The following is a 15,256-nucleotide window of genomic DNA, read 5'->3' on the forward strand; positions in this document are numbered from 1 at the left end:
CATGGCCGACCCCTCCAGCTACCGCCCCCGACCCGGTGAGATCCCGGCGGAACCGGGTGTCTACCGCTTCCGCGACCAGCACGGCCGGGTCATCTATGTCGGCAAAGCGGTCTCGCTGCGGTCGCGGCTCAGCTCCTACTTCCAGGACATCTCGGCCCTGCATCCACGCACCCGGACCATGGTGCAGACCGGTGCCAGCGTCGAGTGGACAGTCGTGCGCAACGAGGTTGAGGCACTCCAGCTGGAGTATGCCTGGATCAAGGAGTACGACCCGCGCTTCAACGTCAAGTACCGCGACGACAAGTCCTACCCCTACCTGGCTGTGACCATGGGGGAGGACTTCCCCCGGGCCCAGGTGATGCGTGGCGCCAAGAAGCCCGGGACGCGCTACTTCGGTCCCTACGCCCACGCCTGGGCGATCCGGGAGACGCTCGACCAGCTGCTGCGGGTCTTCCCGATGCGCACCTGCAGCAAGGGAGTGTTCAAGCGGGCCGCTCAGGTGGGCCGTCCCTGCCTGCTGGGATACATCGACAAGTGCTCGGCACCGTGTGTCGATCGCGTCTCCGCGCAGGAGCACCGCGACATCGCCGAGGACTTCTGCGACTTCATGGCAGGCAACACCGGCCGCTTCGTCAAGGACCTCCAGAAGCGGATGAAGGAGGCCAGCACCGAGTTGGACTTCGAGACGGCAGCACGGCTGCGAGACGACATCGTGGCCCTGCAGCGCGCGTTGGAGAAGTCGGCGGTCGTGCTGCCGGATGCCACCGATGCGGACGTCTTCGCCCTGGCCGACGACGAGCTCGAGGTGGCCTTCCAGGTCTTCCACGTGCGAGGTGGCCGGGTGCGTGGTCAGCGTGGTTGGGTGAGCGAGAAGGGCGCTGAGGACCTCGCCGAGATCGTGGAGCACCTGTTGCAACAGGTCTATGGCGGGGAATCGCCCGAAGCCGTGCCGCGCGAGGTGCTGGTGCCGGTGTCTCCGACGGGGCGGGGAAACCTGGAGGAGTGGCTCAGCGGGCTGCGGGGAGCCCGGGTGCAGATCCGGGTCCCGCAGCGTGGCGACAAGCGTTCCCTCCTGGAGACTGTCGGGCGCAATGCCCAGCAGTCGCTCGCCCGCCACAAGGTGGCCCGCTCGGGCGACCTGACCGCCCGCAGCCAGGCGCTCCAGGAGCTGCAGGAGATCCTGGAGCTCGACGAGGCACCGTTGCGGGTGGAGTCCTTCGACATCAGCCATGTGCAGGGGACAGACGTGGTCGGCTCCATGGTCGTCTTCGAGGACGGGCTGCCGCGCAAGAGTGAGTACCGTCGCTTCATCGTGCGGGAGGGCACCGCCGACGACACGGCAGCCATGCACGAGGTGCTCACCAGGCGCTTCCGGCACCTGCTGACCGCACCTGGTGCGGCCGCAGAACCGGCGGACGACGCGGTGGACCTGGCGGGTGGGCCGGTGCCCGCCGCTGCTGGCGTGACGGCCGGCCAGCCAGTCACTCCGGAGGGTCGTCCCGCACGCTTCGCCTACCCACCCAACCTGGTGGTCGTGGACGGGGGCCTGCCGCAGGTCAATGCGGCGGCTGCCGCGCTGAGCGAGGTGGGGGTCAACGACGTGTCGGTGATCGGGCTGGCCAAGCGACTCGAGGAGATCTGGGTGCCCGGCCAGGACTACCCGGTGATCCTGCCGCGGAGCAGCGAGGGCCTCTACCTCTTGCAGCGCGTCCGGGACGAGGCGCACCGTTTCGCCAATACCTTCCACCGGCAGCGTCGCTCCAAGTCGATGACCGTCTCCCGGCTCGACGGCATCCCCGGCCTCGGCCCGGCACGCCAGAAGGCCCTGCTGCGGGCATTCGGTTCGGTGCGGCGCATCGAACAGGCCTCCGTGGAGGAGCTGACGACCGTGTCCGGGATCGGGCCCGGGCTGGCCGCGATGGTGCATGAACGGTTGACGGGAGAAGCGGCCCAGAGCACCCCGGGCGTTAACCTGGCCACTGGTGAAGTTCTGGATTGAGGGAGACCCACGATGACCGATCTCGACGCTGACGCGGCGGCGTCCCGGGCCACTGAGGTGACCGCGGACCAGGACGAGCACCAGGAGGGCACCGCGCAGCCGGACGGCGTGCCCGAGGATGCGACGGCCGGAGCCGGTGGACCGGAGTCCGCCGCCGTTGGCGAGGAGCCCACCGCGACGGACCCCCGCGAGCTCGTCCTGATCACCGGCATGAGCGGTGCGGGGCGCTCCACGGCCGCCAAGGTCCTGGAGGACCGGGGGTGGTATGTCGTGGACAACCTGCCCCCGAGGATGCTGGCCGACCTGGTGGAGGTCGTCTCCGAAGGGGAGCGCCCACCGAAGATCGCGGCGGTGATTGACGTCCGCAGCCGGGACTTCATGACCGAGCTGAGCAAGGGGGTCGAGGCCCTTGAGGATCGAGGCTGCCGTCCCCGCACCATCTTCGTGGACTCCAGTGACGAGGCCCTGGTGCGTCGCTTCGAGAGCGTGCGGCGGCCCCACCCGCTGCAGGGGGAGGGCCTGCTGCTCGACGGGATCCACAAGGAGCGCCGGATGCTGGGTGACACCCGGTCCGGTGCGGACGTCGTCATCGACACCACCGGCTACAACGTGCACCAACTCGGCCTGGCGGTGGACGAGCTCCTCAACACGGACGTGACGGTCCGGCTGCGCCTGGCAGTCCTCTCCTTCGGCTTCAAGTACGGCATCCCACTGGACGCCGATGTCGTCCTGGACCTTCGCTTCCTGGTCAACCCCTACTGGCAACCGGAGCTGCGCCCCTACACGGGACGCGACGTGCAGGTCCGGGACTTCGTGCTGGGACAGCAGGGCGTCGACGCCTACCTGGAGGCCGTCACCGCCATGCTGAACGTGGCCATCGACGGCTACCTCTCCGAGGGGCGGCGGTATGTCACGGTCGCCGTGGGCTGCACCGGCGGCAAGCACCGCTCGGTCGCCGTCACCGAGGAGCTCGTCAAGCGCCTCGAGGGCCGGTCCGGAGTGGCCATCACCACCTTCCACCGAGACCTGGGGCGCGAGTGAACGCCCCCCGCGTCGTCGCCCTCGGCGGCGGGCACGGTCTCGCGGCGTCGCTGCAGTCGCTGCGACACCTCACCGAGGAGATCACCGCCATCGTGACCGTCGCCGACGACGGCGGCTCCAGCGGACGCCTCCGGCACGAGTTCGGCATCCTGCCACCGGGCGATCTGCGGATGGCGTTGGCAGCCCTGTGTGAGGACACCGCGTGGGGGCATCAGTGGAGTGCCGTCCTGCAGCACCGCCTGAGTGGTGACGGTGAGCTCGCGGGCCACGCCCTCGGCAACCTGTTGATCATGAGTCTGTGGGAGCTGCTGGACAGCCCCGTCGGCGGCCTGGACCTGGTGGGCAAGCTGCTCAACACGCGCGGGCGGGTCCTGCCGATGTGTGAGGTGCCGCTGGACATCGAGGCGACCGTGGTGGGTGCCGACCCGGCCGCTCCGGACGAGATCACGGTCGTCCGGGGACAGTCGGCGGTCGCCAAGACCCCCGGGCGTGTCGTCAACGTGCGCATCGTGCCCGAGGCACCGGCCGCGTCGCATCCGGCGATCGAGTCGATCAAGCTGGCTGACTGGGTGATCCTGGGCCCCGGCTCGTGGTTCACCTCGGTCATGCCCCACCTGTTGGTGCCCGACCTGCAGGAGGCACTCGTGCACACCCCGGCGCGTCGGATCCTCACTCTCAACGTCGGGCTCGATGACGACGAGACCCAGGGCTTCTCCCCGGCCGAGCACCTTGAGGTGCTCTCGGCACACGCGCCGGAGCTCACCCTCGACTATGTGATCGCCGATCCAGCGGTGGTCCGGAGCGAGGAAAGGGCACTGCGCGAGGTGGCCCAGGGCGTCGGGGCCGAGCTCGTGGTCTCACCAGTGCGTAAGATGCGGAGACCGCGGGAGCACGACACCCTGCGACTAGCTGCTGCCTATCGGGATGTGATCATCGGTGGCTGAACAGGCACGACGGACGACCCGGACCTCAAAGGGGGGCACCATGGCGATGACCGCCCGAGTGAAGGACGAGCTGAGCAGACTGCCCGTCACCAAGACCTGCTGCAAGAAGGCAGAGGTCTCCACGATGCTGCGCTTCGCCGGCGGGCTGCACATCATCGGTGGCCGCATCGTGATCGAGGCGGAGGTGGACACCGCGCAGGTCGCACGCCGGTTGCGGGCGTTCATGGCCGAGGTCTACGGCTCCAGCAGCGAGATGGTGGTGATGGGCCCCGGAGGGCTCCGCAAGGGCACCCGCTACGTCGTGCGCGCCACGACCGACGGTGAGTCCCTGGCGCGGCAGACGGGCCTCATCGACCACCGCGGACGACCGGTCCGGGGTCTCCCGCCACGGATTGTCGGTGCATCCGTCTGTGACGCCGAGGCCGCCTGGCGTGGAGCTTTCCTGGCGCACGGCTCGATCACCGAGCCGGGGCGCTCCTCGGCGATGGAGGTCACCTGCCCCGGCCCGGAGGCTGCGTTGGCCCTGGTCGGTGCCGGTCGGCGGATGGCGATCCAGGCCAAGGCGCGGGAGGTGCGCGGCGTGGATCGCGTGGTGCTGCGCGACGGGGACGCCATCGGGGCCATGCTGACCCGCCTGGGCGCTCATGAGGCCGTGCTGGCCTGGGAGGAGCGTCGGATGCGCCGGGAGGTGCGGGCGACCGCCAACCGACTGGCCAACTTCGATGACGCCAACCTGCGTCGCTCCGCCCGGGCCGCGGTCGCCGCAGGTGCGCGCGTCGAGCGGGCCCTAGAGATTCTTGGCGAGGAGGCGCCCGAGCACCTGCGCGTGGCCGGTCTCCTGCGGGTCAAGCACAAGGAGGCTTCGCTGGAGGAGCTGGGTCAGGTGGCCGATCCGCCCATGACCAAGGACGCCGTCGCCGGGCGCATCCGGCGACTGCTCGCGATGGCCGACAAGCGGGCCGAGGACCAGGGCATCGAGGGCACCGAGGCCGGCCTCACCGCCGAGATGCTCGAGGACTGACTCTCCCGGCCCGGGCGTCCTCGGGTGTACGTATCCACCCGACCCCAGCGTGCGCCGGTCATGCACACCCACCGAGACCCACGGCATACCGGGATCGCCTGGGACCACCCCCGAGGGTGCCGGTCCCGGTTGCCGCCCGGGGTGCCCCATCCCATAGGTTGGGGGTGAGAGGTTTCACCGTTCACAAGCCCCGGCCCACGCGCCGGATGAGATTGGGAGGCTGGTCACGTGACCGTTCGCGTAGGCATCAATGGCTTTGGCCGCATCGGCCGCAACTTCGCTCGCGCGGTCATCGCGTCGGGTGCTGACATCGAGATCGTGGGTGTCAACGACCTGACCGACAACGAGACCCTGGCGCACCTGCTGAAGTACGACTCGATCCTGGGCCGGCTGGGCGAGGAGGTCACCTCCACCGAGGCCGACATCACGGTCGGTGGCAAGAGCATCAAGGCCTTCGCCGAGAAGGACCCGGCCGCTCTTCCGTGGGGGGACCTGGGCGCGGACATCGTCATCGAGTCGACCGGCATCTTCACCGACGCGACCAAGGCCAAGGCCCACCTCGACGGTGGCGCCAAGAAGGTCATCATCTCCGCGCCGGGCAAGAACGAGGACTTCACCGTCGTGCTGGGCGTGAACGATGGTGACTACGACCCGGCGAACCACCACATCATCTCCAACGCCTCCTGCACGACGAACTGCCTGGGCCCGATGGCCAAGGTGATGCATGAGGAGTTCGGCATCGTCAAGGGCCTGATGACCACGATCCACGCCTACACCGCCGACCAGAACCTGCAGGACGGCCCGCACAAGGACCTTCGTCGCGCCCGCGCTGCGGCGCTCAACATCGTGCCGACGTCGACCGGTGCCGCCAAGGCCATCGGCCTGGTGCTCCCCGAGTTGCAGGGCAAGCTGGACGGCTTCGCGCTGCGGGTGCCCACCCCGACCGGCTCCGCCACCGACCTGACCTTCGAGGCCGGCCGCGAGGTCAGCGTCGAGGAGGTCAACGCCGCCGTCAAGAAGCACGCCGAGGGCGCGCTCAAGGGCATCCTGCGCTACACCGAGGACCCGATCGTGTCCAAGGACATCGAGGGCGACCCGGCCTCCTGCATCTTCGACGCCGGCCTGACCCGGGTCATCGGCGACCAGGTCAAGATCGTCGGTTGGTACGACAACGAGTGGGGCTACTCCAGCCGCCTGGTGGACCTGACCGCGCTGGTCGGCAGCAAGCTCTGAGCCGCGCTATGAAGACGATCGCCGACCTCGGCGACCTCTCCGGTCGCCGGGTCCTGGTCCGCAGCGACCTCAACGTCCCGCTCGACGACGACGGCACCATCACCGATGACGGCCGGGTCCGGGCCTCCGTGCCGACCATTCAGGACCTGGCCGCCCAGGGGGCCCGCGTGATCGTGTGTGCGCACCTGGGCCGCCCCAAGGGCGAGCCGGACGAGAAGTTCTCCCTGCGCCCCGTCGCGAGGCGGCTCGAGGACCTGCTGGGACGGCCGGTCGCCTTCGCCACTGACACGGTGGGGGAGTCGGCGCGAGCCGGCGTGGAGGCCCTTGCCAACGGTCAGGTGCTGCTGCTGGAGAACCTGCGCTTCAACCCGGGGGAGACCGGCAAGACCGCTGCGGACCGTCGTGAGTTCGCCGAGCAACTGGCCACCCTGGCGGACGTCTTCGTCAGCGACGGGTTCGGGGTCGTCCACCGGGAGCAGGCGAGTGTCTACGACATCGCCAAACTCCTGCCGTCCGCGGCCGGTGGACTGGTGCAGGCCGAGGTCGAGGTCCTCAGTCGCCTGACCGAGGACCCGGAGCGGCCGTATGCCGTGGTGCTGGGTGGCGCGAAGGTCTCCGACAAGTTGGGGGTCATCGACAACCTGCTCGGCAAGGCAGACCGGTTGCTGATCGGTGGCGGGATGGTCTTCACCTTCCTCAAGGCCCAGGGCCATGAGGTCGGCTCGAGCCTGCTGGAGGAGGACCAGGTCGAGGTCGTCCGCGGCTACCTGAGGACCGCGGAGGAGACCGGGGTGGAGATCGTGCTGCCGACCGACATCGTCGCGGCCACCGAGTTCTCCGCGGACGCTGAGCACGACGTCGTCCCGTCCGACGAGATTCCCGCCGACCGGATGGGCCTGGACATCGGGCCGGATGCCGCGCGCCTGTTCGCGACCAAGCTGGCCGACGCCAGAACGGTCTTCTGGAACGGCCCGATGGGCGCCTTTGAGATGGAGCCCTACGCCGCAGGCACCCAGGCGGTGGCCCGGGCGCTGGTCGACAGCACCGCCAACCACGACGCCCTGACGGTGGTCGGCGGGGGAGACAGTGCGGCGGCGGTGCGCCAGTTCGGGCACTCCGACGACGAGTTCGGGCACATTTCCACCGGGGGCGGTGCGTCTCTGGAGTTCCTCGAGGGTGCCACGCTGCCCGGACTGCAGGTCCTGCAGGACTAGGAGGAGGACGGATGGCCACGCGCACCCCCCTGATGGCGGGCAACTGGAAGATGAACCTGGATCACCTCCAGGCCACCCACTTGGTGCAGAAGCTCGACTGGAGCCTGCGGGATGCCAAGCACGACTTCGCTGCGGTCGAGGTGGTCGTCCTGCCGCCGTTCACCGACCTGCGCTCGGTGCAGACCCTCGTGCAGGGTGACCGGCTCGAGCTGGGTTACGGCGCCCAGGACCTCTCGCCGCACGACTCCGGCGCCTACACCGGTGACATCTCGGGGGCCTTCCTGGCAAAGCTGGGCTGCAGCTATGTCGCCGTTGGGCACAGCGAGCGGCGCCAGCTGCACGGTGAGACCGACGAGGTCGTGGCCGCCAAGACGCGGGCGGCGATCAAGCACGAGCTCGTCCCGATCGTCTGCGTCGGCGAGCCGCTCGACGTCCGCCAGGCCGGTGAGCACGTCCCATACGTGCTGGCCCAGGTGGACGCCGCCCTCGACGGGCTCGAGGCGGCCACGGTGAAGGACCTGGTCATCGCCTACGAGCCGGTGTGGGCCATCGGCACCGGTGAGGTGGCGACCCCTGCCGACGCCCAGGAGGTGTGTGCCGCGATCCGCACCCGGCTGGCAGAGCTCACCACGGGCGACACGGCCGACGCGGTGCGCATCCTCTACGGCGGCTCGGTCAAGCCCGGCAACGTGGCCTCGATCATGGCGCAGGAGGACGTCGACGGCGCGCTCGTCGGCGGAGCCTCGATCAGCGTCGAGGACTTTGCCAGCATCTGCCGCTACCAGCAGCACGTCGGGGGCTGACCCGCGCCCCTGGTGGGTTACCCTGTTACCTGCTCTAGAACCCGGGCCCCGTGGCCCGACCCGACGTGAGGTGTTCGCCAGTGGACTTGGTCCGGATCTTCCTTGATGTGCTGCTCGTCCTGAGCAGTGCGTTCCTGGTGCTGCTGATCCTGATGCACAAGGGCCGCGGTGGCGGTCTCTCCGACATGTTCGGTGGAGGCATGTCCAGCAGCCTGGGAGGGTCCACCGTCGCCGAGCGCAACCTCACCCGCATCACCATCGCGGTCTCAGTCATCTGGGCGGCGGCCATCGTGGGCATCGGGCTGCTCATCCGCTTCGGCTGACCAGCCCACGCCGGAGGCCGCTGCCAGGGTCAGCCGCCCGCCCGTGGCACTACGGGGTGGCGGCGGACCGGTCGGCACGTCGGGCCCGACGCGGCCCACCCCCTGATGACCTGCAGCGTCACCACGGGTTACATTGCTTCCTCAGGTTCCGTGCAGAGCAGCAGGAGGTCCACAGTGGTCGGTGCGAGTTCGATCAGGGGCAGCCGGGTCGGTTCCGGTCCAATGGGCGAGGCAGAGCGGGGTGAGGCCGCGCCGCGCATCGAGCTGTCCTACTGGTGCAGCCGGGGACACGAGACCCGCCCGTCCTTCGCTGCCGAGGGTGTCGAGGAGGCGCCGGAGTTCTGGGACTGCCCACGGTGCGGTCTCCCGGCCGGCCAGGACAAGGACAATCCGCCCGAGGCGCCCAAGAACGAGCCCTACAAGACGCATCTGGCCTACGTGAAGGAGCGTCGGTCCGACAAGGCGGGCGCCGAGCTCCTCGACGAGGCACTCACCTCGCTGCGTGAGCGTCGCGGCACCACCGACCGGTAGGTCGTCAGCACACGCCCGCGCAGTCGATCAACTGCCGGCCGCAGCGTCATCGAGCCACCACACCGTCTCGCGGGTGCCCCGCACCCACGAGGCGGGAAGGTGCGGGTCGTCGGTCGCGGCGCGAGCCGCCGTGACGGCTTCCGCCTTGTCCGCACCGGCGACGACGAGCCACACCCGGTCCGCACCGTTGATCACCGGCACCGTCAGGGACAGCCGCAGTGGCGGCGGCTTGGGGGAGTCGGTGACCGGCACGGTGCTCCGGTCCGTCACCGTGAGCTCGTCACGGTCGGGGAAGAGCGAGGCCACGTGGGCGTCAGGTCCCACCCCGAGCAGCACGATGTCGAAGCGGGGTGCGATCTCGCCCTCGACCGCGTGCGTGGCCAGGTCACTCGCCCAGGTTGCGGCAGCCTCAGGCAACTGCTTCCCGGTGCTGCCTGCCGGTGCGGAGTGGATGTTCTCCGCCGGGACCGGGAGTGACTCCAGACCGGCCTCACGCGCCTGTTGGTCATTGCGGTCCTCGTGCCCGGTCGGGACGAAACGCTCGTCGCCCCACCAGAGGTGGACCTTCGCCCAGGTGGTCTTGGGCAGGCGACGTCGGGACAGTGCCTTGACGGTGCGCGCGCCCATGGACCCACCGGTGAGCACGAGATGGGCGACTCCCCGGAGAGCCACGGCGTCCTTGATGACGGTGGCGATGTCCGCAGCGACGTCGGCGGCGAGTGCCTCCGGGTCAGCGGCGCGACGCACCTCGCCGGTGGCGACCTCGGCGAGCTCCTCCTGGACACGCTCCTGGAGCTGCTCCTGAGGTGGAGCAGACTCCTGGGGCGCCCGGTCGCGCAGCGCACGGGAGGACATGGCCGGCGCAGAGCTAGGCCTGACCTCTGCCGGGCCGTCCGGCACGTGTCCCGCCCGGGCGGCACGCGCCGCACCCTTGCCTCGGCGGGTGACACGCGGCAGCCCTTCGGTCAGGGCGGCGGCGTAGATCTCGTCCGGATCCAGTCGTCGCAGCTCGGCCGCCAGACACTCAGCGGCTGACGGAATGCTGAGCGGAACCTCCCGCACCGGGCGGCCGGGCTGACTCAGCGTCGACAGGCCCTCTCGGGCACGCACCAGGTCAATGGGGCCGTCCTCCCGGTCCATCCGGATGCTGACGATGCCGCTGCCGGCGGAGCTGTTGACGCGTTGCACGGGGACCTCGAGGGCGTGGGCCAGCCAGCCTGCGATGAGGTCGGCGCTGGGCTCGCCGGGCTCTGCGACGACGGAAGCGGACTGCACCGGGACGTGCGGAGCCTCATCCAGTGCCGCCGCCAGCAGCCCGCGCCAGCGGGTGATGCGGGTCCAGGACAGGTCCGTGTCCCCGGCCGCATAGGTCCGTGCCCGCCGCTTGAGCTGGGTCGACGGTTTGCTGCACGCGCCAGCGTCGGTGATGCGCCGTCGGGCGATCCCACCGAGGGGACTGGTGGCCACGTCGGTCGGCGGCTCCCCGGGCCACCACGCGACGATGGGTGAGTCGGGCAGGAGGAGCGGTGTCACCACGGAGGCGCCGTGGTCGGCCATCTCCCCGTAGAGGCGCAGCACCACGATCTCACTCGCGCCAGCATCACCACCGACGCGGATCTGCGCGTCCAGCCGACTGGCGCCACGACGGTTGGCGCGCACGATCGCCAGGATGCGCGCTGGATGCTGGCGGGTGGCGTCATTGGCCACCTCGAGCGCCGCGTCGGCTCCCTCCTCGTCGGTGATCAGCAGCAGCGTGAGCACCCGCCCCATGGCCATCGCCCCCACCGCGTGCCGCAGCGCGACCAGACGCTTGCTGATCTCGGTCGTGGTCGTGCTGGGCAGGTCGTCGATCACGGCAGTCTCCACTCGCGCCCGTCACGGCGCATCAGGTCGTCGGCGGACTGGGGGCCCCACGTGCCGGCGGGGTAGGTGCCCGGCACCACCTGGTGCTCATCCCAGTAGTCGATGACCGGGTCGAGGATCTTCCAGGACAGCTCGACCTCCTCGTGCCGGGGGAACAGCGGGGGGTCGCCGAGCAGCACGTCCAGGATCAGGCGCTCGTAGGCCTCCGGGCTGGACTCGGTGAAGGACGCGCCGTAGCCGAAGTCCATCGTCACGTCCCGCACCTCCATCTGGCTGCCGGGCACCTTGGAGCCGAAGCGCATCGTGATGCCCTCATCCGGCTGGATCCGGATGACGATGGCGTTCTGCCCCAGCTCCTCGGTCGCGGTGGTGCTGAACGGCAGGTGTGGCGCGCGCTTGAACATCACCGCGATCTCGGTGACCCGCTTGCCGAGCCGCTTGCCCGCCCGCAGGTAGAAGGGCACACCGGCCCAGCGTCGGGTGTCCACCTCCAGCTTGAGCGCGGCATAGGTCTCGGTGCGGGAGTCAGCGGCGACCCCGTCCTCCTGGAGATAACCCTGGGTGAGCTCGCTGCCCTGCCAGCCCTCGGCATACTGCCCCCGAGAGGTGGAGGTGCTCAGGTCCTGGGGGAGACGGGCCGAGGCCAGCACCTTGAGCTTCTCGGTGCGCACGGCGCGGGCCGTGAAGTCGATCGGCTCCTCCATGGCCGTGAGGGCCAGCAGCTGCAGCAGGTGGTTCTGGATGACGTCCTTGGCTGCCCCGACCGTGTCGTAGTAGCCGGCCCGTCCCCCGATGCCGATGTCCTCGGCCATCGTGATCTGGACGTGGTCGACGTAGTTGCTGTTCCAGATCGGTTCGAACATCTGGTTGGCGAAGCGCAGCGCCAGCAGGTTCTGCACGGTCTCCTTGCCCAGATAGTGGTCGATCCGGAAGACCGAGTCGGGAGGGAAGACGTCCTCCACGATCTTGTTGAGCTCCTGCGCGCTGGCCAGATCGTGCCCGAACGGCTTCTCGATGACCACCCGCCGCCAGCTGCCCGGGATCGGGTCGCTCAGCCCGGAGGCCCGAAGGTGCTCACAGACCGTGGCGAAGTAGGTCGGGGGGATCGACAGATAGAAGGCGTGGTTGCCTCCGGTCCCGCGCTCCTCGTCCAGCTCACGCACCGTGTTGGCCAGCACGTCGTAGGCGTCCGCGTCGTCAAAGTTGCCGGGAACGAACCGGAACCCCTCGGCCAGGCTGCGCCACACGTCCTCCCGGAAGGGGGTGCGGGCATGCGCCCGGACCGCGTCGTGGACCACCTTGCCGAAGTCCTGGTGGGCCCAGTCGCGACGGGCGAAACCGACCAGGGAGAAGCCGGCGGGAAGCAGGCCCCGGTTGGCCAGGTCATAGATGGCCGGCATCAGCTTCTTGCGGGCCAGGTCCCCTGTGACGCCGAACATGACCATGCTGCACGGCCCCGCGATGCGCGGGAGCCGTTTGTCGTCCGGGTGGCGCAGCGGGTTGCGGCCAGCCGAGATCTCGACCGGGCTCACCGCTGACCCAGCACCTCTCGCAACTGGGTCAGGCCGTCGGTCTGGTCGGTCAGGTGCAGCCGCAGCACCGGCCGGCCGGCGTCGGCGAGCACCTGGGCGTCACCGGCCGCCTGGGCCTTGATGAAGGTGCCCAGCGTGAAGTCCTTGCCGGGGACCGGCACGTCCTCGAAGGGCTCCCCGGTGACCTGGAGGTAGACCCCGACGGCCGGACCGCCCTTGTGGAACTGCCCGGTGGAGTGCAGGAAGCGCGGTCCCCAGCCGAAGGTGACCGGGCGTCCCGTGTGCTGCTCCAGTGCTCCCCGGACCGACTCCAGGTCCACGTGGGCCAGTCGGTCGAGGTAGACCATGACGGCGAGGTAGCCGCGCTCGGGGTCGAGCTCGGCGAGGAGTGCCTCGACCGCCGCCGGCAGGGAGTCCTCGGCACCGGCCAGGTCCAGGGCCGTCCCAGCGGTGCGGAGCTCCACCGCCCCGTCCGTGCCCAGTGCGGGCTCGGCGGTGTCCGAGGGGGTCTCCATCAGGGAACGGGCAGCGTCCTTGGCGCTCTCCACATCGGGTTGGTCGAACGGGTTGATGCCGAGCAGCCGCCCGGCGACCGCTGTGGCGACCTCCCACAGCAGCAGCTGGGCACCCAGCGTCCCGGACACGTTGATCTGGGCGGGGACCGTGTCGGTCGGGTCGGCCTCGTCATCGTCCTCAGCGGTGAGCGCCACCACCGTGGCGTCCGCAGCCGTGGCGACCGCCTCGGCGGCGCCGTCGGTCCCGACCACCACCGGCAGCAGGCCCGTGCCCTCCTTGCCGGTGCTCTCCGCGATGAGCTGCTCGGCCCAGTCGGCGAACCCCACGATCTGGGTGCCCCGGTCGGTCAGGATGAGCTTGTCTCGCAACGGGTCGGTGCCCCCGAGCGCCGCCCCGAGCCGCAGGCCCGGGTTGGCGGCGTCGTCCTCGGCCAGCAGGTCGGCGACCTCCTCGGCCTCGTCCAGCAGAGCGCCGACATCGACCCCGGCCAGACCCGAGGGAACCAGGCCGAAAGCGGTCAGCGCCGAGTAGCGCCCACCGACATCGGGATCGGCGTTGATCACGCGATAACCATCGGCCCGAGCCTGTGTGTCCATCGCGCTGCCCGGGTCGGTGACGATGACCACCCGCTCGGTCGGGTCGATCCCGGCGTCCTGGAAGGCCTGGATGAAGATGCGCCGCTGGGAGTCGGTCTCGACCGTCGACCCGGACTTGGAGGAGACCACCACGGCGGTCCCTGCGAGGTCCTCCTCCACGCACGCACGGACCATGTCGGGGTCGGAGGAGTCGACCACCACGAGCTCCACGCCTGCGGTGGCGCAGATCACCTCCGGCGCGAGGGAGGAGCCTCCCATCCCGCACAGCGCAATGCGGTGCACACCCCGCTCGGTGAGCTGCTCGCGCAGGGCGGCGATCTCACCGATGAGGGGCCGGGAGGTGCGGTGCAGGCCGGTCCAGGCCAGGCGGATCGCCGACTCGGCCTCGGCAGCCGGGCCCCACAGGGTCGGGTCCTGCGCGAACAGGCGCGAGGCCACCCGGTCCTCGACCAGGGTGGGCAGGTGGGTCTCGACGGCGTCGGCCGCGGCTCCGAGGGCCTCGACGGACAGCGAGCTCACTTGCCCTCTCCACCCAGACGGTCGAGCTCGCCCTGGACGGAGGCCAGCAGGTCGTTCCACGACTTCACGAACTTGTCGACGCCCTCGGTCTCCAGCGTCTCGACCACCTGCGCATAGCTGACCCCCACGGTCTCGAGACGGTCCAGGACCTCCTGCGCCTCGGCATACGTCCCGGTGATCGTGTCCCCCGTGACGTTGCCGTGGTCTGCCGCGGCCTCCATGGTGGCGTGCGGCATGGTGTTGACGGTGTTGGCCGCCACCAGGCCATCGACATACATGGTGTCGGAGTAGTCCGGGTTCTTGACGCCGGTCGAGGCCCACAACGGCCGCTGGGCGTTGGCACCGTCGTCCGCGAGGTTCTGCCAGCGTGGGGTGCTGAAGACCTCCTCATAGGCCTGGTAGGCGAGTCGGGCGTTGGCCAGACCGGCCTGTCCGCGCAGGGCATGAGCCTCCTCGGTGCCGATGGCGTCCAGCTGCTGGTCAACCTCGCTGTCCACGCGGGAGACGAAGAAGGAGGCGACCGAATGGATCTGGGACAGGTCGTGCCCCGCCTCACGCGCCTGCTCCAGACCGGTGAGGAAGGCGTTCATCACCCCGCGGTAGCGGTCCAGGGAGAAGATCAGGGTCACGTTGACACTGATGCCCTGCGCAAGGACCTGGCTGATGGCCGGCAGACCCTCCAGGGTGGCCGGGATCTTGATCAGCAGGTTGGGCCGGTCAACCGCCTTCCAGAGTTTCTGGGCCATCTCGACGGTGCCATCGGTGTTGTCCTCCAGACGCGGGTCGACCTCGATGGAGACGCGCCCGTCGACCCCGTCGGTGGCCTCGTAGACCGGCCGCAGGACGTCACAGGCGCTGCGGACGTCCTCGGTGGTCAGCTCGAAGACCGCGGCATCGACGTCGGCGCCGGCTGCCACCAGCTCCTTGACCTGGTCGGTGTAGGCCTCTCCGTCGGAGAGGGCGTTGGCGAAGATGGTCGGGTTGGTGGTCACGCCGACCACGTGCCGGGTGTCGATGAGCTCCTGGAGCTCACCCTCGGTGATCATCGCGCGGTTGAGGTCGTCCAGCCAGATCGAGACACCGGCGTCGGACAGGGCTGCGAGAGGGGTGGCGTCAGACAT

General features: G+C 69.8%; 13 protein-coding genes. 9 read left to right on the forward strand and 4 right to left on the reverse strand.

Features of this window, described 5'->3' with window-relative positions; all coding sequences use genetic code 11:
- Position 1 precedes the first annotated feature (1 nt).
- The 9 genes from uvrC to DPQ65_RS05275 all read left to right on the forward strand — a co-directional run bounded on the left by uvrC (position 2) and on the right by DPQ65_RS05275 (position 9,109).
- Positions 2 to 1,999, forward strand: coding sequence for an excinuclease ABC subunit UvrC (uvrC, locus tag DPQ65_RS05235; RefSeq protein ID WP_114906329.1), 1,998 nt, complete (start codon positions 2 to 4; stop codon positions 1,997 to 1,999).
- A 12-nt stretch (positions 2,000 to 2,011) separates the two neighbouring features.
- Positions 2,012 to 3,040 (forward strand): RNase adapter RapZ, encoded by a 1,029-nt coding sequence (gene rapZ, locus DPQ65_RS05240; RefSeq protein ID WP_114906330.1) that lies wholly within the window; start codon positions 2,012 to 2,014, stop codon positions 3,038 to 3,040.
- The gene (locus tag DPQ65_RS05245; RefSeq protein WP_114906331.1) at positions 3,037 to 3,984 is read left to right on the forward strand and encodes a gluconeogenesis factor YvcK family protein; all 948 of its coding nucleotides are present in this window, start codon (positions 3,037 to 3,039) and stop codon (positions 3,982 to 3,984) included. The genes rapZ and DPQ65_RS05245 overlap by 4 nt, the downstream gene beginning before the upstream one ends.
- Before the next feature lie 40 nt (positions 3,985 to 4,024).
- Entirely contained in the window at positions 4,025 to 5,005 is a 981-nt protein-coding gene (gene whiA / locus DPQ65_RS05250) for a DNA-binding protein WhiA (RefSeq protein WP_114906461.1), read from the forward strand.
- Positions 5,006 to 5,233: 228 nt separating this feature from the next.
- On the forward strand, positions 5,234 to 6,238 hold the full coding sequence (gene gap, locus DPQ65_RS05255; protein WP_114906332.1) for a type I glyceraldehyde-3-phosphate dehydrogenase: 1,005 nt from the start codon (positions 5,234 to 5,236) through the stop codon (positions 6,236 to 6,238).
- An 8-nt stretch (positions 6,239 to 6,246) separates the two neighbouring features.
- The gene (locus tag DPQ65_RS05260; protein ID WP_114906333.1) at positions 6,247 to 7,452 is read left to right on the forward strand and encodes a phosphoglycerate kinase; all 1,206 of its coding nucleotides are present in this window, start codon (positions 6,247 to 6,249) and stop codon (positions 7,450 to 7,452) included.
- Positions 7,453 to 7,463: 11 nt separating this feature from the next.
- Entirely contained in the window at positions 7,464 to 8,255 is a 792-nt protein-coding gene (tpiA, locus tag DPQ65_RS05265) for a triose-phosphate isomerase (RefSeq protein ID WP_114906334.1), read from the forward strand.
- An 80-nt stretch (positions 8,256 to 8,335) separates the two neighbouring features.
- Positions 8,336 to 8,578 (forward strand): preprotein translocase subunit SecG, encoded by a 243-nt coding sequence (secG, locus tag DPQ65_RS05270; RefSeq protein WP_114906335.1) that lies wholly within the window; start codon positions 8,336 to 8,338, stop codon positions 8,576 to 8,578.
- Positions 8,579 to 8,752: 174 nt separating this feature from the next.
- Positions 8,753 to 9,109, forward strand: coding sequence for an RNA polymerase-binding protein RbpA (locus tag DPQ65_RS05275; protein WP_114906336.1), 357 nt, complete (start codon positions 8,753 to 8,755; stop codon positions 9,107 to 9,109).
- A 27-nt stretch (positions 9,110 to 9,136) separates the two neighbouring features.
- Here the strand turns inward: DPQ65_RS05275 and pgl are convergent, their stop codons facing one another.
- The 4 genes from pgl to tal are packed head-to-tail and all read right to left on the reverse strand — an operon-like array spanning position 9,137 to position 15,256.
- Positions 9,137 to 10,963, reverse strand: a complete 1,827-nt coding sequence (gene pgl / locus DPQ65_RS05280; RefSeq protein ID WP_114906337.1) for a 6-phosphogluconolactonase — start codon at positions 10,961 to 10,963, stop codon at positions 9,137 to 9,139.
- Positions 10,960 to 12,504 carry a glucose-6-phosphate dehydrogenase gene (zwf, locus tag DPQ65_RS05285; RefSeq protein WP_114906338.1) on the reverse strand — a complete coding sequence of 515 codons (1,545 nt, stop codon included), beginning with the start codon at positions 12,502 to 12,504 and terminating at the stop codon, positions 10,960 to 10,962. The genes pgl and zwf overlap by 4 nt, the downstream gene beginning before the upstream one ends.
- Complete coding sequence (locus tag DPQ65_RS05290; protein ID WP_114906339.1) at positions 12,501 to 14,135, reverse strand: glucose-6-phosphate isomerase; 1,635 nt, start codon at positions 14,133 to 14,135, stop codon at positions 12,501 to 12,503. The genes zwf and DPQ65_RS05290 overlap by 4 nt, the downstream gene beginning before the upstream one ends.
- Positions 14,132 to 15,256, reverse strand: coding sequence for a transaldolase (gene tal, locus DPQ65_RS05295; RefSeq protein ID WP_114906340.1), 1,125 nt, complete (start codon positions 15,254 to 15,256; stop codon positions 14,132 to 14,134). Before tal ends, DPQ65_RS05290 begins: the two co-directional genes overlap by 4 nt.

The organism is Ornithinimicrobium murale (genome assembly GCF_003352835.1).
Classification (GTDB): domain Bacteria; phylum Actinomycetota; class Actinomycetes; order Actinomycetales; family Dermatophilaceae; genus Ornithinicoccus; species Ornithinicoccus muralis.

What these genes read in the sequence shown, in the direction of transcription:
- uvrC (WP_114906329.1), top strand. Translation starts at nt 2, where the DNA reads ATGGCCGACCCCTCCAGCTACCGCCCCCGACCCGGTGAGATCCCGGCG.
- rapZ (WP_114906330.1), top strand. Translation starts at nt 2,012, where the DNA reads ATGACCGATCTCGACGCTGACGCGGCGGCGTCCCGGGCCACTGAGGTG.
- whiA (WP_114906461.1), top strand. Translation starts at nt 4,025, where the DNA reads ATGGCGATGACCGCCCGAGTGAAGGACGAGCTGAGCAGACTGCCCGTC.
- DPQ65_RS05260 (WP_114906333.1), top strand. Translation starts at nt 6,247, where the DNA reads ATGAAGACGATCGCCGACCTCGGCGACCTCTCCGGTCGCCGGGTCCTG.
- tpiA (WP_114906334.1), top strand. Translation starts at nt 7,464, where the DNA reads ATGGCCACGCGCACCCCCCTGATGGCGGGCAACTGGAAGATGAACCTG.
- tal (WP_114906340.1), bottom strand. Translation starts at nt 15,256, where the DNA reads ATGTCTGACGCCACCCCTCTCGCAGCCCTGTCCGACGCCGGTGTCTCG.